Annotated in this window: 12 protein-coding genes; 4 read left to right on the top strand and 8 right to left on the bottom strand. The window is 71.2% G+C overall.

The genetic code is table 11. The features are described 5' to 3' along the window. Positions 1–126 precede the first annotated feature (126 nt). The 3 genes from QFZ58_RS22810 to QFZ58_RS22800 form a co-directional block, all read right to left on the bottom strand. On the bottom strand, positions 127–1,020 hold the full coding sequence (locus QFZ58_RS22810) for a TylF/MycF/NovP-related O-methyltransferase (protein ID WP_307126757.1): 894 nt from the start codon (positions 1,018–1,020) through the stop codon (positions 127–129). A gap of 11 nt (positions 1,021–1,031) precedes the next feature. Further along, positions 1,032–1,742 carry a class I SAM-dependent methyltransferase gene (locus tag QFZ58_RS22805; RefSeq protein ID WP_307126756.1) on the bottom strand — a complete coding sequence of 237 codons (711 nt, stop codon included), beginning with the start codon at positions 1,740–1,742 and terminating at the stop codon, positions 1,032–1,034. 91 nt (positions 1,743–1,833) lie between these two features. Next, complete coding sequence (locus tag QFZ58_RS22800; RefSeq protein ID WP_307126755.1) at positions 1,834–3,870, bottom strand: CDP-glycerol glycerophosphotransferase family protein; 2,037 nt, start codon at positions 3,868–3,870, stop codon at positions 1,834–1,836. 101 nt (positions 3,871–3,971) lie between these two features. On the opposite strand from QFZ58_RS22800, the gene QFZ58_RS22795 reads away from it, so the two are divergent. Further along, the gene (locus tag QFZ58_RS22795) at positions 3,972–7,460 is read left to right on the top strand and encodes a CDP-glycerol glycerophosphotransferase family protein (RefSeq protein WP_307126754.1); all 3,489 of its coding nucleotides are present in this window, start codon (positions 3,972–3,974) and stop codon (positions 7,458–7,460) included. A gap of 28 nt (positions 7,461–7,488) precedes the next feature. Here QFZ58_RS22795 and QFZ58_RS22790 read toward each other — a convergent pair whose 3' ends face one another. After that, the gene (locus QFZ58_RS22790) at positions 7,489–8,094 is read right to left on the bottom strand and encodes a TetR/AcrR family transcriptional regulator (protein ID WP_307126753.1); all 606 of its coding nucleotides are present in this window, start codon (positions 8,092–8,094) and stop codon (positions 7,489–7,491) included. 154 nt (positions 8,095–8,248) lie between these two features. Here QFZ58_RS22790 and QFZ58_RS22785 point away from each other — a divergent pair, with 154 nt between their 5' ends. After that, on the top strand, positions 8,249–9,187 hold the full coding sequence (locus QFZ58_RS22785) for an ABC transporter permease (RefSeq protein ID WP_307126752.1): 939 nt from the start codon (positions 8,249–8,251) through the stop codon (positions 9,185–9,187). Between the two features lie 37 nt (positions 9,188–9,224). Next, positions 9,225–10,016 (top strand): ABC transporter ATP-binding protein, encoded by a 792-nt coding sequence (locus tag QFZ58_RS22780; protein WP_307128961.1) that lies wholly within the window; start codon positions 9,225–9,227, stop codon positions 10,014–10,016. A 72-nt stretch (positions 10,017–10,088) separates the two neighbouring features. Here QFZ58_RS22780 and QFZ58_RS22775 read toward each other — a convergent pair whose 3' ends face one another. The 3 genes from QFZ58_RS22775 to QFZ58_RS22765 all read right to left on the bottom strand — a co-directional run bounded on the left by QFZ58_RS22775 (position 10,089) and on the right by QFZ58_RS22765 (position 16,932). Then, positions 10,089–15,104: an NAD-glutamate dehydrogenase gene (locus QFZ58_RS22775; protein ID WP_307126751.1), complete on the bottom strand. Its 5,016-nt coding sequence runs from the start codon at positions 15,102–15,104 to the stop codon at positions 10,089–10,091. Positions 15,105–15,635: 531 nt separating this feature from the next. Continuing rightward, positions 15,636–16,325: an HAD family hydrolase gene (locus QFZ58_RS22770; protein ID WP_307126750.1), complete on the bottom strand. Its 690-nt coding sequence runs from the start codon at positions 16,323–16,325 to the stop codon at positions 15,636–15,638. Positions 16,326–16,425: 100 nt separating this feature from the next. Further along, positions 16,426–16,932 (bottom strand): hypothetical protein, encoded by a 507-nt coding sequence (locus tag QFZ58_RS22765; protein WP_307126749.1) that lies wholly within the window; start codon positions 16,930–16,932, stop codon positions 16,426–16,428. Between the two features lie 280 nt (positions 16,933–17,212). Between QFZ58_RS22765 and QFZ58_RS22760 the strand changes: the two genes are divergently transcribed. Next, positions 17,213–17,638, top strand: a complete 426-nt coding sequence (locus tag QFZ58_RS22760) for an Rv3235 family protein (RefSeq protein WP_307126748.1) — start codon at positions 17,213–17,215, stop codon at positions 17,636–17,638. Between the two features lie 200 nt (positions 17,639–17,838). Here the strand turns inward: QFZ58_RS22760 and secA are convergent, their stop codons facing one another. After that, entirely contained in the window at positions 17,839–20,664 is a 2,826-nt protein-coding gene (secA, locus tag QFZ58_RS22755) for a preprotein translocase subunit SecA (RefSeq protein WP_307126747.1), read from the bottom strand. Between the last annotated feature and the right edge of the window lie 236 nt (positions 20,665–20,900).

Below are 20,900 nucleotides of genomic sequence, written 5' to 3'. Positions count from 1 at the left end.
GGGACCGACCGGCACCTGGGGGACACGGCACCCCGGCTGCCGGCCGGTCCGGGCTCAACTGGTCTTCTGCATAACGAACGAGCCCCGTGCCGGGGAGGCACGGGGCTCACGACGCGTGCCGTCCGGTCAGGGTTTGACGGCGATGCGGCCCTCGTCCATGCGCAGCAGCAGCAGCCGCTCGCCGGTCTCCTCCAGGAACTCGTCCACCGCCTGGCGCGATCCCTGCCAGTAGCCGTAGTCGTCGATGAGCAACACCCCGCCGCTCACCAGGCGGGAGTACAGGTGCCGCAGCTCGTGTCTGGTCGAGGCGTACCAGTCGGTGTCCAGCCGGAGGATCGAGATGCGCTCGGGAGCCTGCCCGGGGACGGTGTCCTCGACCTTGCCCCGCACGTAGTGGACCCGGTCCTTCGGGTAGGGCACCTGCTCGAACCCGGCCCGGACGTCCTCCAGGGAGGCCACGGCCCAGATGGGCCGGTCCTTGCCCTGGGCGTCCAGCAGTTCCCGGGCCGGCCTGCCGTCACGCCGCAGGTCCTCCGCGGTGGGCGGGGTCATGCCCTCGTACGTGTCGAAGAGGTAGAGGTCGCGCCCTGTCTCGCCGAGGGAGAGCAGCGTCTTCGCGCAGGCCTGCATGGACCCTCCGCGCCACACGCCGCACTCGACGATGTCGCCCGGGATGTCGTGCTTGACGATGTGCCGGGTCGCGAGGACGAAGGCGTTGAGCCGCTCCGGCGAGGTCATCGTGTACGGCTTGACCGCACGGATGATGTCCTTGGCCTCGTCGTCGTAGTCCGCCGGGAACTGCGGCTTCTTCGCCGCGGCGGACTGCCCGGCCGAAACCGGCTTCACGGTCGCCTGCTGCTTCGCCGAAGGGGCGGGCTGTTCCGTCTTCGTCACCGGGGAGGTACGGGGGGCGGGCACGGTCGCACGCCTGAGCTCGTATCCGGTGAGTTGCTGTAGGACGCCGTTGACGGCGTTGCGCCAAGCCATGCCGCCGGACAGTACGCGCGTTTTGCGGCTCATGTCATCTTTCGTCAACCTGCCGTTGATGCGACCGCGGGGCTCTCCGGCCGCCCGCACCGCTCCCGGCCGTCCAGCGGACGCGGCAGCGGCACCCGCTCCACCCCACCGACCCGGTTGGCCCACCAGACCGCCGTCTCCCGCACGGCGAACATGGCCAGCCGGGGGTAGCGCTGCGGCTTGCGGAAGACACCGACGGAGTCGCCCCAATAGGCGGCCTTGGCGTCGATGGACCGGTAGTCGTGCCAGATGCCCTTGACCGGCGGGAAGTCCGTGTACGCCTCGCGGAGTTCGAGGCGCGAGTGGGCTGCCATCGCACGGAAGCCGTCGGGGTAGTAGCGCCAGCAGTCCTGCGCGTCGTGGACGTGACCGCGCGAGGGAGCGGTGATGAAGGCGTGGCCGCCGGGCTTCAGTACGCGGGCGATCTCGAGCATCGTCACCCAGAAGAAGGGAATGTGCTCGAACGCCTGACCCGACAGGACCACGTCGGCGCTGCGGGACCTGACGGGGATGCGGTAGGGCCGGGTCATCACCGCGTCCACGTTGGGCCCGTCGAGCACGTCGACGCCGACGTAGTCGATGTCGTGGTCCGCCAGCAGCCCCTTGTGGGTGCGGGTCTGCTTGCCCGAGATCCGTGAGCCGAGGTCCACCACCCGATACCCGCGGGACCTGGGCAGATACTCCTCGACGCAGAGTTCCATCTGCTCGTAGGCGGACCGGTGCATGGCCTTCTCCCAACGTTGCGGTGTGCGCGCGCTGTTGAGGACAACGACGGCGGGGTACGGAGGGGACGCCCCGTACGGGTGACGCGAGGCGTCAGCCGGACCCGACGGGGAACACCCGCCGCACCACGCGTTCCGCCGCCTGTCCGTCGTCGTACGGGCAGAAGCGGCTGCGGAACGCGGCCCGCAGCGCGCTCGCCCCGGGCGAGCGCCACGCACCCGTCCGCAGCACCTCCCGCAGCTCGTCCTCCGTGGTGGCGACGGCCCCCGGGGTGTCGCCGGGGCGGCCTGAGAGGAGATCGACGTAGGTACCGCGTGCCGCACGGTAGGCAGCCCAGTCCGGCGCGTAGGTGATGATCGGGCGGTCCAGGCAGGCGTAGTCGAACATCAGGGACGAGTAGTCGGTGATCAACGCGTCCGCGGCGAGGCAGAGTTCCTCGGTGCTCGGGTGCCCGGTGACGTCGACGACCCCGCCCCCCGCGAGCTGCCCGGCCGAGCGCCCGTAGAAGTAGTGGGCCCGCACCAGCACCACGTACTCCCCGCCCAGCTCACGGGTCAGACGCTCCAGGTCCAGCCGGGGGAGGAAGCCCCGCCGGTAGTCACGGTGGGTCGGTGCGTACAGCAGGACGGTCGCACCGGGGGCGATGCCCAGATCCGCCCGGATCCTGCCGATCCGCTCCGGCGTCGCGGTGAAGAAGACGTCGTTGCGCGGATAGCCGTACGGCAGGTGCTCGTACGAGGAGGGGTAGACGCGCTCCCAGACCTCGGTGGAGTGCGGGTTGGCGGAGAGGCTGTAGTCCCACTGGTCGGTGTGGGCCAGGATGCGTTCGAAACTGACCCCGTTGGTGAGCGCGGGATACGGGTACTGGTCCAGGCCCATGGTCTTCAGCGGGGTCCCGTGATGGGTCTGCAGGTAGATCTGGCCCGGGCGTTTGGTGAAGCCGCCGGGGAAGCTGGAGTTGTTGACGAGGTACGTGGCGGTGGCCATGGCCCGCCAGTACGCGCGCGACCCCTCGATCACGTACGGCACGCCGGGCGGCATCCGGTCACGATGGCGGGAGGAGACGACCCAGACACCGCGGATGTGCGGGACCAGCTCACGGGCCTTGGCGTAGACCGCTGCCGGGTTGCAGGCGACGCCCCTGTTCCAGTAGGCCCCGTAGACCGCGAGGCACGGGTCCAGCGGCCGGTGCAGGTCGGCCCGGTAGGCAGCCCTCATCACCCGGGCGCGCAGCGTCTTCCTGGCCGCGAGCAGCGCGGTCCGCGCCCGGGCGCGGCGGGCGCGGACGGCTTCCCGGGCACGGTGTGCGGCGTACCGTCCGGGGAGCCCGGCGGCACGGAAGAAGGCCGCGCGGTCGGCGGGGGCGATCCGGCCCGGATCGTCGAGTACGGCCCGCAGGTGGGCGGTGCGCGCCGGCAGGACGCGCGGGTCGCCGCCGGTGTCGGCGGCCAGTTGCTCGTAGGCGGTGATGACGGCGAAGTGCCCGCGCCCGGGCAGGGTGTCCGGCGTGCGGGAGCGGCGCAGGCGGTGGCGCACGCAGATCCGGTCGAGGGTGGCGAGGGTGCCCGCGTCCGAGGCGAGGAAGACCGCGCGGTGCACGGGCACGACGTCGTCGTACGGGCCTTCGGTGAAGCGCAGTCCGTGGGCGGTCCAGAAGGCACGGCGGAAGAGCTGGTTGCGGGCTGCGGGAAGGGCGTCCCCCGGAGCCGTCCGGCCCCACCAGTCGAGGCGGTCGTGTCCGAGGACGAGCACATCGGGCTGTCCGGGGGACACCGGGGCGAGGTCGACGGGCTCCTCCGGGGACACCCGTGCGGTGATCTCCCGGGCCGCGCCCGGCAGGAGCAGGTCGTCGCCGTCGAGGAAGAGCAGATAGGCGCCGCGTGCCTCGGCCGCCCCGGCGTCACGGGCGGCGCCCAGGCCCCGGGCGCCCTCGGGTGGCCCCGTGCGCAGCACCCGCACCCGGGGGTCGCGCTCGGCGAACTCCTCCGCGATGGCCAGGCTGCCGTCGGGCGGACCGGCGTCGACGGCGATCAGCTCCCAGCTCCCGTCGGACTGGTCGAGCACGGATTCGATGGCCGCCCTCAGGTGTCCCTGGACGCGGTGGACGGGCATGACGACACTGACGAGCATGGCAGCGGAGCGTAGTGCGCGACGCACACCTTCCGTGACGGACATTCATCCGTTCGGGTCAGCTCCGGTGACCCGGACGGCTCCCCCGGGTTGATCCGTACATGAAGCCACTCCTCAGCGTCGTCGTCCCCGTGCACAACGTCGAGGAGTATGTGGAGGAGTGCCTCGCCTCCCTGGCCGGCCAGTCCCTGGACGCCCTCGAGGTGGTGCTCGTCGACGACGGCTCGACGGACGGCAGCGGCAGGATCGCCGCGGACTTCGCGGCCCGGGACGACCGCTTCCGCTGTGTGCGCCAGGAGAACGCGGGTCTGAGCGCCGCGCGCAACGCGGGTGTCGCCCACACCACTCCCGGCGTTCCGTACCTGGCGTTCGCGGACAGCGACGACGTCGTCGTCCACGACGCCTACGAACGGATGGTCGCGTCCCTGGAGTCGACCGGTTCGGACCTCGCGACGGGCAACGTGTGGCGGCTGAGCGGGCAGGGCAGGCAGCAGGCCTGGCAGTACCGCTGGCTGACCGCCGACCACCTCCGTACGCACGTCACCCGTGACGCGCGGCTGCTGGCCGACCGGGTCGCCTGGAACAAGGTGTTCCGGCGCTCCTTCTGGGACCGGCACGCCTTCACCTTCCCGGTGGGCAAGCTCTACGAGGACGCTCCCGTGATGATCCCGGCGCACTACCTCGCCACGGCGGTGGACGTGCTCCAGGACCACGTCTACCATTGGCGCGTCCGGGAGGGGTCGATCACCCGGCGGCGCACGGACGTGCGGGGCGTGCGGGACCGCATCGCGGCCTGTGAGCAGGTCAGCGCCTTCCTGGCGGACCGCGACCCGGCCCAGCAGCGGCTGTACGACGCGTCCTGCCTGCGCGACGACTTCGTCTACTTCCTGGAGGGCCTGCCGATGGGCGGCCCCTCCTACCGCGCGGCGTTCATGGCGGATGCGGGCGCCTTCCTGGACCGGGCTGCCGACACCGCGCCGGACGGGCTGCCGGCCGAGGCCCGCCTCAGGTGGCAGCTCGTGCGTGAGCGGAGGCTGGAGGAGCTGCTGGCCGTCCTCTCCTTCGAACGGGCCAACGGGACAGGGACGTTCGCCGTCGAAGGGCTCCCGGGCCGGCGGCGGGCGGCGCACCCTGCCGTCGCGGGCGCCCCGGGCACCGGCGTACGGCTCGGCCGGGGCGATCTCCCCGCCGTGGCACGGCTGGTGGAGTCGTCCTGGGGCGAGGACGGGAAGCTGAGGCTGCGCGGGTACGCGTACATCCGCAACCTCCCGGCGCGGGCGGCCCGCCACTCGCTCAAGGCAGGGCTGGTGCGGGAGGCGGAGGGCAGGGGGCTGCGGCCCGTGCCCGTACGCACGATCCGGATGCCCCGGGCCACCGCCGACTCGGGGCAGGAGCTGCACTGCTACGACCACGCGGGCTTCGAGATGGTCCTGGACCCGGAACGCCTCGGACCGGGCAGCTGGCTGGTGGGCGTGGTGGTGGCCGGACACGGTGTCGTCCGGCGGGCGGCCCTGCGCGCGGTGGAGGCCGCCGCCGCCCAGCCGCTGGTCCACGAACTGGCCGGCGGGCGGCGCGCGGTGCTCGGCTACCGCGGCGGCCGGCTCGAACTGACCGTCGAACGGCTGCCCGCCCTGGCCGTCGCCCACGACGGCGGGTCCGGCGGGACCCTGGAGCTGACCGGCCGGCTGTACACCGGCGCCCGGCCGACGGCCCTGGTGCTGACCCGCGACGGGTCGGCGGAGCACACCTGCCCGGTGCGTTTCGAAGAGGACGGCGGGCCGCACGGGCACGGCGGGGGACACGCCGGGGGCGACGACCATGGGGACGGCGCGGAGCACGGCGGCGGTGGGCGGTTCACCGTACGGATTCCGCTGGCGGAACTCGCGGCCGACCCGGTCGCCCCGGTCGCCGCGCCCGTCGACGCGGGGCCGGATACACGGTGGCGGGCCCTGCTCCTGACCGGCGGCGCCCGCGTCCCGCTCGCCGCCGCTCCGGACCTGCCGCCGCCGGCACTGGCGGACGCGGCGGGCCGGCTCGTCGTGGAGGTGACCGGCCACCCGCTCGCGGATCGCGCCGAACCCGCGCGGGAGGGTGCGCTGCGTATCGGCGGGACGCTCGCCGTGGCGGAGGCGGGCCACGGCGCACCCGGTGGACTCGTCCTCCGGCACAGCACCCTGGGTGAGACCGTGACCGTCCCCCTGGAACGGCGGGAGGGACGGTTCGCCGCCCTGCTCACCCTTCCGCCCCGCGAGGGCGACTGGGAGGTGCTCCTGGACGGTCTGGCCGTACGGGTGACGGCGGCGCTCGCCGCGCAGTTCCCGGCCCGCCCCGAGGGCGCCGCGTTCCGCGTCGACCGCCGGCACGGCGACCGGCTGACCGTGCGGGCCGATCCGGTGCTCGGCGACGCCGAGCGGGGCGCGTACCGGCAGGGCCTCCTGCGCACGGCGCACCACCCGGCACAGCGCCGGCTCCCCCTCCGTGACGTCGTCCTCTACACGGGCCTCCACCCGGGGCTCCCCGCGGGAGGCGGCTCCCCGCGGGCCGTCCACGCCGAGCTCGTGCGCCGGAGCACCGAGGCCGGGCACCTCTGGGTGACCGACGGGTCGGCGGGCTCCGCCGCCCAGGTCCCGCCGGCCGCCGTACCCGTGGTGGCGTACAGCACCGCCTGGTACGACGCACTGGCGCGCGCCCGCCGTATCGTCGCCGGGGGCGCGCTGCCCGCGTGGTTCGAACGGCGGCCCGGTCAGACGGTCGTGCAGACCTGGCACGGCACACCGCTCGGCCGCTTCGGCCTGGACCTCGCCGACTCGCTGTACGCCGACCACCAGGACCTCGCGTCGCTGGCGCACCGCTCGGCCCAGTGGTCGGTCCTCGTCTCCCCCAGCGGCTTCGCCACCCCGCACCTGCGCCGCGCCCTGGCCTACGGCGGTGAGGTGCTGGAGGCGGGCTCCCCGACCGTCGACCTGCTCCTCGCGCCCGGCCGGGACAAGACGGCCGAGCGGGTACGCCGTCGGCTGGGCGTTCCGGACGGGCACCGTGTGGTGCTGTACGCGCCGACGTACCGCGACCACCTCGCCCACGCGCCGGGCAGCGCCGCGGACGGTTCGCCCCGGCTGTACCGATGGGAGCAGGCCCTCGATCTGCGCGCCCTGGCACGGGGGCTCGACGACCGCACCACGGTGCTCGTCCGCAGGCACCCGCAGGTGACGGGCGGCGTGCCGCAGGGACCGGCCCTGCGCGACGTGTCGGCGCACCCGGACGCCGCCGAGCTGCTGCTGATCGCCGACGTCCTCGTCACCGACTACTCCGGCCTGGTGTTCGACTTCGTCCACACCGGCCGGCCGGTGCTCTTCCACACCTACGACCTGGAGCACTACCGCGACACCGTGCGCGGGTTCTGCCTGGACTTCGAGGCCCGGGCCCCCGGGCCCCTGCTCGCCACCACGGACGACGTCGTGCGGGCCCTGCGTGCGCCCGGGGCGTGGGCGGACGCCCACCCGGGCGCGTACGAGACCTTCCGGCGGGAGTTCTGCGACCTCGACGACGGCGGGGCGGCACGCCGCGTCGCGGACCGGCTCCTCGCCGGCTGAACCCGCCCGGCTCCCCCGGTCCGGTGGCTCAGCCCTTGAGCGCCCGGACCGCCGAGGCGGCCAGGTCGTCCAGGTACCCCTTGGGGAGACCGCCGCGCACCACCACGAGACGCCAGTAGAGCGGCCCGACGATCAGGTCCAGCGCCCGGTCCGGATCACTGCCCTCGGGCAGTTCGCCCCGGGCCACCGCCGCCCTCACGACCACGGCGGCCACCCCCTGCTGCTGGTCCAGCAGGGCGGCCTTGATGGCGTCGGAGATCTCCGGGCTGCGTGCCGCCTCGACCAGCAGGTCGGGGATGACCTGCGAGGCGACGGGGTGGCGCAGGGCGTACGCGGCCAGTTCGAGGACCGCGCGCACGTCTCCGTACAGCGAACCGGTCGCCGGGGCCGGCATGCCCTGGGCCGCGACGGCGGCGACCAGGTCGAGGACGAGGTGCAGCTTGGACTTCCAGCGGCGGTAGACGGCGGTCTTGCCGACGCCCGCGCGCCGCGCGATGCCCTCGATCGACATCCGCGCGAAGCCCACTGCGGCCAGTTCGTCGAAGACGGCGCCCCGGATCGCGTCGGTCACGTCCTCGCGCAGCACCGCGGCGCCTGCCGGGGTTCGGCGCCCGGTCCGCCGTTCGCTGGTCATGGCCCGAATGATAGACCGTAACGACGAAACGGTTGCGTTGCGACGCACAAACGTCCTACTGTCAGCGTGGCGACGATACGGTGCCGTCCCGTCCGTGGAGGCACGTCCGCACCGTTCGCCCTGTTCCTCACGCCCCCCGTCGAAAGCGATCACGGTGAGCCAGACAGCAGCACCGCCGGCCCCGGTGGACCCCGCCTCCCCCACCCTCCTCCCGGTGTACGAACCCGGCGAGCTGGCCGCGCTCGCCGCCCGGCACGGCCTGACCGTCAGCGGGGCCCGGCCCTCACTCACGGAGTACGTCCGGCAGCTGTGGGGGCGCAGGCACTTCATCACCGCGTTCGCCACCGCCAAGCTGACCGCCCAGTACAGCCAGGCGAAGCTCGGCCAGATATGGCAGATCATGACCCCGCTGCTGAACGCGACGGTCTACTACTTCATCTTCGGTGTCCTGATGAACACCAAGCACGGAGTCCCCGACTACGTGCCCTTCCTCGTCACCGGTGTCTTCATCTGGACCTTCACCGCCAGCTCGATCACGGCCGGCACCCGGGCCATCAGCGGCAACACCGGACTCGTCCGCGCCCTGCACTTCCCGCGCGCGTCCCTGCCGATCGCCCTGGCCCTGCAGCAGCTCCAGCAGCTGATGTTCTCGCTGGGCGCGCTCTTCCTGATCCTGCTCGCCTTCGGCCAGTACCCGCAGCCCTCCTGGCTCCTGGCTGTCCCGGCCCTCACCCTGCAGGCGATGTTCAACACCGGGGTGTCCATGGTCGTGGCGCGACTGGCCGCCAAGACCCCCGACATCGCCCAGCTGATGCCGTTCGTCCTGCGCACGTGGATGTACGCGTCGGGCGTGATGTGGAGCCTCGACACCCTGCTCACGACGGACAGGGTCCCGCGCCTCGTCCTGGTGGCACTGGAGTGCAACCCGGCCGCCGTCTACATCGACCTGATGCGGTACGCGCTGATCGACAGCTTCACCCGGGAACAGATGCCCCCGCACGTGTGGGCCGTCGCGGCGGGCTGGGCGCTCGTCTGCGGGATCGGCGGTTTCGTGTACTTCTGGAAGGCCGAGGAGCGTTACGGACGTGGCTGACACCCCTACTCCCGGAGGGCCGCTGAGCGTCACGGACGTGGCCGGCACCCCCGGCACGCGCGTACCCACCGTCGTCGTGGACGACGTCCACATCACCTACACCGTCAACGGCGCGCGCACCGGGCGGGGCAGCGCCACCTCGGCCCTGAACCGGATCGTCTCGCGCCGGCAGCCACGGGGCGCCCGGCAGGTGCACGCCGTCAAGGGCGTCAGCTTCGCCGCGTACAAGGGCGAGGCCATCGGTCTGATCGGCTCCAACGGATCCGGCAAGTCCACGCTCCTCAAGGCGATCGCCGGGCTGCTGCCCCCTTCCCGGGGCCGCGTCCACACCCAGGGCCAGCCCTCGCTCCTGGGCGTGAACGCCGCACTGATGAGCGACCTGACCGGGGAACGCAACGTCGTCCTCGGTGGCCTGGCCATGGGCATGACGCGCGAACAGATCCGCGAGCGCTACCAGTCCATCGTCGACTTCTCCGGCATCAACGAGAAGGGCGACTTCATCACCCTCCCGATGCGCACGTACTCCTCGGGCATGGGCGCCCGGCTGCGCTTCTCCATCGCGGCCGCCAAGAGCCACGACGTGCTGCTCATCGACGAGGCGCTCTCCACCGGCGACGCGAAGTTCCAGCGGCGCAGCAAGGACCGGATCATGGAGCTCCGCAAGGAGGCCGGAACGGTGTTCCTGGTCAGCCACAGCAACAGGTCGATCACCGAGACCTGCGACCGGGCGCTCTGGCTGGAGGCCGGCACGCTGCGGATGGACGGCCCCGCCGACGAGGTCGTGGCGGCGTACGAGAAGTTCACCGCGCCCTCCAAGCCCCGGAAGTGACGAGACCGCCGGACGGGCCCCTTCGGCCCGTCCGGCGGTCTCGTCCGCAGGCGGCCCCGGGGCCGCCTCGGATCACGCGTGCGTGCGCAGCAGTGTCCGCATCGTCCGCATGGCCACCGACAGGTTGGCCAGGTCGAAGGCGTCCGAGCTCTGGATCTCCTCCAGGGTGGAGCGCGACCGCGTCAGGATCGCCGCGTTCTTCTCCTCCCAGGCCGCGAACCGCTCCTCGGGCGTCGAGGAACCGTTGCCGACGGACAGCACGTCCGACGTCAGCGCGGCGTGCGCCGCGTACAGGTCCTCACGGATGGAGGCGCGGGCCATGGACTGCCAGCGGTCGGCCCGCGGCAGCTCGATGATCCGGTCCATCAGCTGGGTGATGCCCAGCCGGTCGCCGAGGTCGTAGTAGACCGCGGCCACGGCCAGCGGGTCCTTGCCCGTACGGTCCGCGATGGCCACGATGTCCAGCGTCGGGAAGGCCGACGAGAATCCGGCGACCCGCACCGCCAGTTCCTCGGGAACCCCCACCGAGGTGAGTTCGTCGAGGATCGACCGGTACCACTCCAGGTCGGCGCCCCTGAGCAGCTGGGGCAGTTCGTTCCAGACCTTCTCGACCCCCTCGCCGAAGAACGCGACGGTCTCAGCGATCTCGACCGGCTGCGGCCTGTTGCCGAGCAGCCACCGTGATCCGCGCTCCACCAGCCGGCGCGAGTGCAGCCGGATGCGGGTCTGCACATCGGCGGCCACCTGGTTGTCGAGGGCCTCGACGGCGTCCCACACCCCGGAGAGCCCGAAGATCTCCCGGGCGGCGAACTGCGCCCGCACGATCTCCTCGAGCGATGCGCCCGTCTCCTCCCGCAGCCGGTGCAGGAACGTCGAACCGCCGCTGTTGACCGTGTCGTTGACCAGCACGGTCGTGATGATCTCGCGGCGCAGGGCGTGTCCGTCGACCGCTTCGGGGAAGGCCGCGCTCAGCTGCTTCGGGAAGTACGCGTGCACCAGCTTCTGCAGATACGGGTCGTCCGGCAGGCTGGTGGAGATCAGCTCGTCGGCCGTCGTGATCTTGGTGTAGGCGATCAGCACGGCCAGCTCGGGCTGGCTGAGCCCCTTGCCGTGGTTCAGCAGCTCGCGGATCTGCCGGTCGTTGGGCAGGAACTCCAGCGCCCGGTCCAGGTGGCCGTCACGACCGAGCCTGCGCATGAAGCGCTGGTGGGCGTGGAGCAGCGACGGCGCCTGCGCGTAGGCGTTGGCGAGCGCCACGTTCTGCGCGTAGTTGTTCCGCAGCACGAGCTGTCCGACCTCGTCGGTCATCTCGGCGAGAACCTTGTTGCGCTGCTTGACGGTCATGTCGCCGTCCCGCACGAGGCCGTTCAGCAGGATCTTGATGTTCACCTCGTGGTCGGAGGTGTCCACACCGGCGCTGTTGTCGATGGCGTCGGTGTTGATCCGGCCACCGGCCCGGGCGAACTCGATGCGGCCGAGCTGCGTGGCCCCGAGGTTTCCGCCCTCACCGACGACCCGGGCCCGCAGGTCCTCGCCGTTGACCCGGATCGCGTCGTTGGCCTTGTCGCCGACATCGGCGTTCGACTCGGCGGACGACTTGATGTACGTGCCGATGCCGCCGTTCCACAGGAGGTCGACCGACGCCTTCAGGATGTTCTGCATCAGCTCGGCGGGGGTCATCTTCGTGACCGTGGACTCGATGCCGAGCGCCTCACGGATGTGCGCGTTGATCGGGATCGACTTCGCCGAGCGCGGGTGGACACCGCCGCCCGCGGAGAGCAGCTTCGTGTCGTAGTCCGCCCAGGAGCTGCGCGGCAGCTCGAACAGCCGGCGCCGCTCCGCGTAGGAGGTGGCGGCGTCGGGGTTCGGGTCGATGAAGATGTGCCGGTGGTCGAAGGCGGCGACCAGCCGGATGTGCTCGGAGAGCAGCATGCCGTTGCCGAACACGTCACCGGACATGTCGCCGACACCGACGACGGTGAAGTCCTCGGTCTGGGTGTCGCGCCCCAGCTCACGGAAGTGCCGCTTGACGGACTCCCAGGCGCCGCGGGCGGTGATGCCCATGCCCTTGTGGTCGTATCCGGCGGAACCGCCGGAGGCGAAGGCGTCGCCGAGCCAGAAGCCGTAGGCCTCGGCGACCTCGTTGGCGATGTCGGAGAAGCTCGCGGTGCCCTTGTCGGCCGCGACGACGAGGTAGGTGTCGTCCTCGTCGTGGCGGACGACGTCGGCCGGCGGCACGACCTCGCCCGTCACCATGTTGTCGGTGATGTCGAGCAGTGCCGAGATGAACGTCTTGTAGGAGGCGATGCCCTCGGCGAGCCAGGCGTCGCGGTCGACGGCCGGGTCCGGGAGCTGCTTGGCGACGAAGCCGCCCTTGGCGCCGACCGGCACGATCACGGTGTTCTTGACCATCTGCGCCTTGACCAGGCCGAGGATCTCCGTACGGAAGTCCTCCCGCCGGTCCGACCAGCGCAGACCGCCGCGGGCGACCTTGCCGAAGCGCAGGTGGACGCCTTCCACGCGCGGCGAGTAGACCCAGATCTCGTACGCCGGGCGGGGCGCGGGCAGGTCGGGAATGGCCTGCGGGTCGAACTTCATCGAGATGTAGGAGTGCGGCGTGCCGTCCCCGTCGGCGCTCTGGAAGAAGTTGGTCCGCAGCGTGGCCTTGATGACGGTGAGGAAGGACCGCAGGATCCGGTCCTCGTCGAGCGAGGCCACTTGGTCCAGGGCCCCGTCCAGCTCCTCGAGCAGCCCGTCGGTCAGCTCCGTACCGGCCTTCTGCCGGCTCGGCGACATCCGGGCCTCGAACAGGGAGACCAGCAGCCGGGTGGTGTGGACGTTGTTGCGGAGGGTGTCCTCCATGTAGTCCTGGCTGAACGTCGAGCCCGCCTGCCGCAGGTACTTCGCGTAGGCGCGCAGGACCATGGCCTGGCGCCAGTCCAGCCCCGCGCCCAGCACGAGCGCGTTGAAGCCGTCGTTCTCCGCCCGGCCGGTCCAGACGGCCGCGAAGGCCTCCTGGAAACGCTCCCGGGCGTCGTCGGCGAGGTAGTCGCCGCTGCTGGCGACCGTCGGCATCCGCAGCCCGAAGTCGTAGACCCAGGCGTGCGTGCGGTCGGCGCAGCGCAGCTCGTACGGGCGCTCGTCGACGACCTCGACGCCGAGGCGCTGGAGGGCCGGCAGGACCGCGGAGAGGGAGACCTGCTCACCGGTCCGGTAGATCTTGAAGCGGCGCTCACCGGCAGCGGCGTCGACGGGCTCGTACAGGCTGAGCGAGAAGTCCCTCGCGTCGCTCTTGAGCGCTTCGAGGTGCACCAGGTCGGACACCGCGGCGCGCGGCGAGTGGTCGGCCTTGTAGCCCTCGGGGAAGGAGTGCCCGTACCGGCGCATCAGCTCGGCGGCGCGCTCCTCGCCCAGCTCGGCGTTGAGCGCCTCCTGGAAGCCGTCGGACCAGGACCGGGCGGCCTCGACGAGACGTGTCTCGATGCGGTCCGCGTCGGCGTCGGTGAGGTGCGAGAGCTCGGTGCCCGGCGGGACCCGCACGACGAAGTGCAGCCGGGAGAGGATCGACTCCGTGTTCCAGGCGGTGAAGTCGACGCTGGTGCCGCCCAGTTCCTCCTTCAGGATGTCGATCAGGCGGAGCCTCACCCCGGTGGTGTAGCGGTCCCGCGGCAGGTACACGAGGGCGGAGTAGTAGCGCCCGTACTCGTCCTGGCGCAGGTACAGCCGCAGCCGGCGGCGCTCCTGGAGGTACAGCACCGACGTCACGATGGACCGCAGCTGGTCGACGGGCGTCTGGAAGAGCTCGTCGCGCGGGTAGGTCTCGAGGATCTGCAGCAGGTCGCGGCCGTCGTGGCTGTGCGGCGTGAAGCCCGCACCCTCCAGCACCTCGGCGACCTTGCGGCGCACCACGGGCACCCGGCGTACGGACTCGGTGTAGGCGGCGGAGGAGAACAGGCCGAGGAAGCGCCGCTCGCCGATGACGTTGCCGTCGGCGTCGAACTTCTTCACGCCGACGTAGTCGAGGTAGCTGGGGCGGTGCACGGTCGCCCGGCTGTTCGCCTTCGTCAGCACGAGCAGCCTGTGCTCCCGGGCCTTCGCGCGTACGTCGGCGGGCAGCCGGTCGAACGACGGGCTCACCGGATGCGCCTCGTCCTCGCTGTGGTGCGGGTCGGAGCGCAGGATGCCGAGGCCGGTGCCGGGCACCGCCGTCAGCGCGTCGGACTCCCTGAGTTCGTACTCGCGGTAGCCGAGGAAGGTGAAGTGGTCGGCGGCGAGCCAGCGCAGCAGTTCACGGGCCTCCTCGACCTCCTCGTCGCCGAGTTCGTCGAGCGGCTCGGCGGGAAGGTCGTCGGCGATCCGCAGGGCGGCTTCGCGCATCTTCTCCCAGTCCTCGACGGTCTCCCGCACGTCGGACAGGACGCGCAGCAGATCGGCGGTGATCTGCTTGAGGTCGGCGCGGTCCGTCTCCCGGTCGATCTCGACGTGGATCCACGACTCGACGAGCGCGTCGTGCGGCAGCTCGGCCCGGACCTCCTTGCGGCCCTTGGCCCGCTCGGCGCGGTTGCCCCCGGGCCTGTCGTCGGCGAGGACCTCGATGAGCCTGCCGGTGACGTCACGGCGCACGATGACCTGCGGGTGGATCACCAGATGGATGCCGCGACCCTGCCGGGACAGCTCATTGGTGACCGAGTCGACCAGGAACGGCATGTCGTCGGTGACGACCTCGACGACGGAGTGGCTGCACGTCCAGCCGTTCTCCTCGACGGTCGGGGTGTGCACCCGGACGTTCGCGGTGCCCTGCGGGCGGTTCTCGGCGAGGCGGAAATGGGAGGAAGCGGCACCGAAGACATCGACCGGATCGCGGTCGGTGACATCCTCCGGAGCGGTGTGCAGGTAGTAGCGCTGGAGATAGGCGAGCAGCATGTCGTGGCCCGACCGCTCACTCCGGTCCGCCCCCGTGCCCTCCTCGGCAGGGAGCACCCGGGGAATACCTCCCGGGCCACCGACACCACCGCCCGGACTGTTGTCAGCTACCCGGGCCGCCCGTTCGAGCAGCTCGGCCTTGGCTTCGTCCAGCTTGGTCTGCATGTCCTCTGGCTCCTGTCGCGCGCCGTTGCGTGACGTAGGTGTAAAAGACGACGTACCGCCACGACACGGGGTTACCGGTCTCGGTCGACGCTATGCCGCCATGGGAGATACCCGGGGCCATATTGGCCATTTTTGGCAGAAGGCCCGGGGTGCGGAGATCGCGGATCGCCCGGGTGCGGTGGCACTCCGGGCGCAGGCCGGGGGCTTCGCTGCCCCCGAGGCGTATCGCGCTGATCACGGCACAAGGCTATCTCTCCCGCACCCGCAACCGTCATGGGCCGTATATGTACAAAAGAAGACCCCGAACTTTGACACTCTGGACATCGCGCCGGGGGTCCCGGACCGTCACGACGGACGCACGCGCTCGTTGGTCCGCCGTCGACGCGCTCCCGGCCGCAGCGCGCCCCCGCGCTCGCCGCTGCGCCTCGATGCGCTCGACGCGTCTTCGGGCGGCCGCTGTCAGCCCGCCCGCAGGCCGCGGCGTCAGTCCGCCCGCAGGCCGCGCGGTCAGGCCACCTGCGGGCCGCGCCGTCAGTCCACCATGCGTTCCGCCAGGGCGACGGCTTCGGCGAGCGTGTCGACCACGGGGACCCCCGCCGCCTCCAGGCTGCCGCGGCTGTGCGAACCGCCGGTGTAGAGCACCGCGCGCGCCCCGACATGCGCGGCGGCCACGGCGTCGTCCACCGCGTCGCCGATGACGACCGCGTGCTCGGGGGCTATGCGGGCCGTCCCCTCCAGCGCCGTCAGCACCTCGAAGTGGCGCTCCATGTGCTCCGCCTTGCTGCCGCCGGAGGGACCCGTGCGGCCGTCCACGCGGACGAAATGCCGCTCGATGCCGTACCCCCGGACCACGGGGACCAGGTGTTCGTGGCCGTACATGCTCAGCAGCGACTGACTGCGGCCCGCCAGGCTCCACCGCGACAGCAGCTCCTCGACCCCCGCGGTCAGCACGCAGGTGGACCGCCGTTCGGTGTAATGACGGTGGAAGATGCCGTCCATACGCTCCCACTCGGCGTCCGTGGGCAGCCGTCCGAGCAGCCGCTCGTAGAACCTGGGGATCGGTACGCAGTACATCTCGCGGTACTGCTCGAGCGTGAGAGGCGCCAGGTCGAGCTCCGCGAACGCGGCGTTCGTCGCCCCGAGGACCGCGTGGACGTCGTCGAGCAGTGTGCCGTTCCAGTCCCAGACCAGATGTGTGTGGTGCTTCCCCGGTGTCGCCATAGGTAGAAAATACTCGCCGGGTAGGACAGTCCACCGGCCCGGCCGGTGCCCGGCCGTTCGGTGCCGGGCCCGTCAGCTCCCGGCCCCCGGCAGCCCCCGCTCAGCCGATCAGGCCGGGGATCTCCTGGATCCCGAACCACAGCAGCTCGTGGTCCTCCGCGCCGTCCACGGTGAACTGCGCGTCGTCGTCCCCGAGGTCCGCCGCGCCCAGCGCCGCCGCTGCCGCCGCGACGTCCTTCTCGGCGTCGTCGGAGTCCACATGCACGGCGGCGGCCTTCGACAGCGCCACGGCTTCCGCGATGCGCACCTCACCGAGGGACGAAGCGTCCAGGACGTGATCCGGATCGGCGACCGCCGCCCCGTCCGCCACGTCGACGGCGACGACGACCCGCCGCCTCGGCTCGTCCGGCTTTGCGGCGATCAGGCGCAGAGAAGCCGACGCGGCCCGGTTGAGCGCGGCGTACTCCAGCTCCTCGATGTCGTCGGAGACGTACCACTCGCGCAGTCCGGGGGTCACCGCGTAGGCGGTCAGCGGGCCCGGGCCGAGCCGGCCCACGCTGTGCGCCTCGGCAAGACCGGAGAGGGTCAGGGGGACGTACACACGCATGGATGACCGCTTTCGTAGTCGATGACGCCCTCAGGATACGTGGGAGGTCCCCCATCGGGGTCGGCGAGCTACCCCCCGCTGTCCACCCGGCAACGGCCGTCACCCCCGTCGACGCCGTGCGGCGCGGGGCCCGCCACCCGGATAGGTGAATCGAGCGGGGCTCCCGTACGGCCCCTCCGCGGCTTGCGGCACCCTCGGCCGGACCCGTAGAAGATGCCCAGCAGAAAGTTACCGCCCGGTATTCTCCGGGCGCCGGACAGCAGCCACGGGGGCTACACACATGAACACGGACAGGACGAGGCCGGCCGGACGACGGGACAGCAGCAGGCCGGGCACCGTACCGCCGCAGCGGACGCAGCGGCCCCGGCACGCGCTGCGCCCGCACCAGTGGTTCGCGGAACGCCTCCTCGCGGTCCTCAGCGGCCAGCGCCCGGTGCACTGGATGCTCGGCCACACCATCGGGGAGGCCTACGACCAGCTCGCCGAACTCGCGCCGAGCGCACCGCTCGGTGCGGGGTACCGCCGGCCGGTCGTACGCACCTGCCACGGCGTCCAGCCCGCCACCGGCGTGGTCGAAGCCTTCGCCAGCATCGCGACGGGCGAACAGATCCGCGCCCTGGCCTTCCGCCTGGAACAGGGGCGCGACCTGCGCTGGCGCTGCGCGGCGGTCGACCTCGGCGGCGAACGCCTGCCTGCGGTGAGATAGCCCTCCCCCGGGGCCGCCACGGCCGTCCCGGCGCCTTCCTGGGCCCGCGCAGGCCCCGCCCTCCCACCCGGGTCCCCTGCCTGCGGGCCAGGGACCGAGGAATCCCCAGGCCGTCCTCACCCTCCGGAAGGGTGCGGAAACGGGTCTGGGCCGGAACACCCCGCGGTGCCCCGGCCCAGACCCGTTCGAAGCGCTGCGCGCTACTTCTTGCGGCGACGCCCGCCGCCACCGCTCTTCTGCGCCTTGCGGCGCTCCGCACGCGTCATCCCGTCACCGTCGGGACGGCCGGCGTCACCGTCACCGCTGGCGAAGTCGCCCTCGACGACGCCGCCCTCCCCGTCCACCGTGGGAGCGGAGAAGTGCAGCCGGTCGGGCCGCTGGGGGGCGTCGAGGCCCTTGGCACGGATCTCCGGACGGCCGCCGCCGGCCGCCATGTCCTGCTTCTCCAGGGAGGGCCGCTCCGCCGCGTCCTGCACCGGAACCTCCTCGACCTGCTGCTCGACCTGCACCTCCAGGTTGAACAGGTAGCCGACGGACTCCTCCTTGATGCCCTCCATCATGGCGTTGAACATGTCGAAGCCCTCGCGCTGGTACTCGACCAGCGGGTCCTTCTGCGCCATGGCCCGCAGGCCGATGCCCTCCTGGAGGTAGTCCATCTCGTAGAGGTGTTCACGCCACTTGCGGTCGAGGACGGACAGCACCACGCGCCGCTCCAGCTCACGCATGATCTCCGAGCCGAGCGTCTTCTCGCGCTCCTCGTACTGCTCGTGGATGTCGTCCTTGACGGACTCCGCGATGAAGTCGGCCGTGACCCCGGCCAGGTCACCCGCGGCCTCCTCGAGCTCGGCGACCGTGACCTTCACCGGGTAGAGCTGCTTGAAGGCGCCCCACAGCCGGTCCAGGTCCCATTCCTCGGCGAAGCCCTCGGCCGTCTCCTGGCGGATGTAGTCGTCGATCGTGTCGTCCATGAAGTGGCGGATCTGGTCCTGCAGATCCTCGCCCTCCAGGACACGACGACGCTCGCCGTAGATGACCTCGCGCTGCCGGTTGAGCACCTCGTCGTACTTCAGGACGTTCTTGCGCGTCTCGAAGTTCTGCTGCTCGACCTGGGACTGCGCGGAAGCGATCGCGCGGGTCACCATCTTGTTCTCGATGGGCACGTCGTCGGGGACGTTCGCCATCGACATGACGCGCTCGACCATCTGCGCCTTGAACAGGCGCATCAGGTCGTCACCCAGCGAGAGGTAGAAGCGGGACTCACCCGGGTCGCCCTGGCGGCCGGAACGGCCGCGCAGCTGGTTGTCGATACGCCGCGACTCGTGCCGCTCCGTGCCCAGCACGTACAGCCCGCCGAGCTCCTTGACCTCTTCGAACTCGGCCTTCACGGCCTGCTCGGCCCTCTCCAGTGCGGCGGGCAGAGCGGCCGCCCACTCCTCGACGTGCTCGACAGGGTCGAGACCGCGCTGCCGCAGCTCCGCCTCGGCGAGGTCGTCCGGATTGCCGCCGAGCTTGATGTCGGTGCCTCGGCCCGCCATGTTCGTGGCGACCGTGACCGCGCCCTTGCGGCCGGCCTGGGCGACGATCGTCGCCTCACGGTCGTGCTGCTTGGCGTTGAGGACCTCGTGCTGGACACCGCGCTTGGAGAGCTGCTGCGAGAGGTACTCGGACTTCTCGACCGAGGTCGTGCCGACCAGGATCGGCTGCCCCTTCTCGTGCTTCTCCGCGATGTCGTCGACGACCGCGGCGAACTTCGCGACCTCGGTGCGGTAGATCAGGTCCGACTGGTCGGCCCGGACCATCGGCCGGTTCGTCGGGATCGGCACGACGCCCAGCTTGTAGATCTGGTGGAACTCCGCCGCCTCGGTCATCGCCGTGCCGGTCATGCCCGAGAGCTTGTCGTACAGGCGGAAGAAGTTCTGCAGGGTGATCGTGGCGAGCGTCTGGTTCTCGTCCTTGATGTCCACCCCTTCCTTCGCCTCGATCGCCTGGTGCATGCCCTCGTTGTAGCGGCGGCCGGCGAGGATGCGGCCGGTGTGCTCGTCGACGATCATGACTTCGCCGTCGATGACGACGTAGTCCTTGTCCTTCTTGAAGAGCTCCTTGGCCTTGATCGCGTTGTTGAGGTAACCGACGAGCGGGGTGTTCACCGACTCGTAGAGGTTGTCGATCCCCAGCCAGTCCTCGACCTTGGCGACACCGGGCTCGTGGATCGCCACGGTCCGCTTCTTCTCGTCGACCTCGTAGTCGCCGGTCTCCTCGATGCCCTTCAGCGGGTTGCCCGGCTCACCCCTGGTGAGACGCGTGACCAGCTTCGCGAAGTCGCCGTACCACTTGGTGGCCTGGTCGGCGGGGCCGGAGATGATCAGCGGCGTACGCGCCTCGTCGACGAGGATCGAGTCGACCTCGTCGACGATGGCGAAGTTGTGGCCGCGCTGGACGAGCTCGTCCTGGGACCACGCCATGTTGTCGCGGAGGTAGTCGAAGCCGAACTCGTTGTTCGTGCCGTACGTGATGTCACAGGCGTACTGCGCACGGCGCTGCGCCGGCGTCATGTTGGCGAGGATGCAGCCGACCTCGAGACCGAGGAACTTGTGGACGCGCCCCATCATCTCGGAGTCGCGCTCGGCGAGGTAGTCGTTGACCGTGATCAGGTGCACGCCCTTGCCGGACAGCGCGTTGAGATACGCCGGCAGCGTACCGACGAGGGTCTTGCCCTCACCGGTCTTCATCTCGGCCACGTAGCCGAGGTGCAGGGCGGCGCCACCCATCATCTGGACGTCGTAGTGGCGCTGTCCGAGGACACGCTTGGCGGCCTCACGGACGGTCGCGAAGGCTTCGGGAAGCAGGTCGTCCAGGCTCTCGCCGTCCGCGTACCGTTCCTTGTACTCGTCGGTGAGCGCCCGCAGCTCGGCGTCGGAGAGGTTGACGAAGTCCTCTTCGATGGAGCTGACCTGGTCCGCGATGCGGTGCAGTTTGCGCAGGATCTTGCCTTCGCCTGCACGCATGAGCTTGTTGAAGACGGACACTGAGGCTGGTCTCCTTGCCGGTCGGGCCTGGCACTGGGTCGTGTTATGGACTCTGGCGCGGGCACGGCAGGTGGACCCCACCGCAACGGCCATCGTAAGCGAGGACCCCGCCGCGCCGGGAGGGCTGCTGCCGCGTTGACCTCGCCGCACCCTCCCTGGACAACGGCCGGAGGGTGCGGAAGGTGCCGGGAAGCCGGGAAAGAGCTCGCATCACGGGTGGCGGATCACCACAATTC

This window comes from Streptomyces sp. B1I3 (genome assembly GCF_030816615.1).
Classification (GTDB): Bacteria; Actinomycetota; Actinomycetes; order Streptomycetales; family Streptomycetaceae; genus Streptomyces.
This window is presented reverse-complemented; position numbering and strand designations above follow the sequence as displayed.

Coding starts and splice junctions, on each gene's coding strand:
- QFZ58_RS22775 (WP_307126751.1), bottom strand. CDS start 15,104: ATGCAGACCAAGCTGGACGAAGCCAAGGCCGAGCTGCTCGAACGGGCG.
- QFZ58_RS22770 (WP_307126750.1), bottom strand. CDS start 16,325: ATGGCGACACCGGGGAAGCACCACACACATCTGGTCTGGGACTGGAAC.
- QFZ58_RS22795 (WP_307126754.1), top strand. CDS start 3,972: ATGAAGCCACTCCTCAGCGTCGTCGTCCCCGTGCACAACGTCGAGGAG.
- QFZ58_RS22760 (WP_307126748.1), top strand. CDS start 17,213: ATGAACACGGACAGGACGAGGCCGGCCGGACGACGGGACAGCAGCAGG.
- QFZ58_RS22800 (WP_307126755.1), bottom strand. CDS start 3,870: ATGCTCGTCAGTGTCGTCATGCCCGTCCACCGCGTCCAGGGACACCTG.
- QFZ58_RS22810 (WP_307126757.1), bottom strand. CDS start 1,020: ATGAGCCGCAAAACGCGCGTACTGTCCGGCGGCATGGCTTGGCGCAAC.
- QFZ58_RS22790 (WP_307126753.1), bottom strand. CDS start 8,094: ATGACCAGCGAACGGCGGACCGGGCGCCGAACCCCGGCAGGCGCCGCG.
- QFZ58_RS22765 (WP_307126749.1), bottom strand. CDS start 16,932: ATGCGTGTGTACGTCCCCCTGACCCTCTCCGGTCTTGCCGAGGCGCAC.
- QFZ58_RS22805 (WP_307126756.1), bottom strand. CDS start 1,742: ATGCACCGGTCCGCCTACGAGCAGATGGAACTCTGCGTCGAGGAGTAT.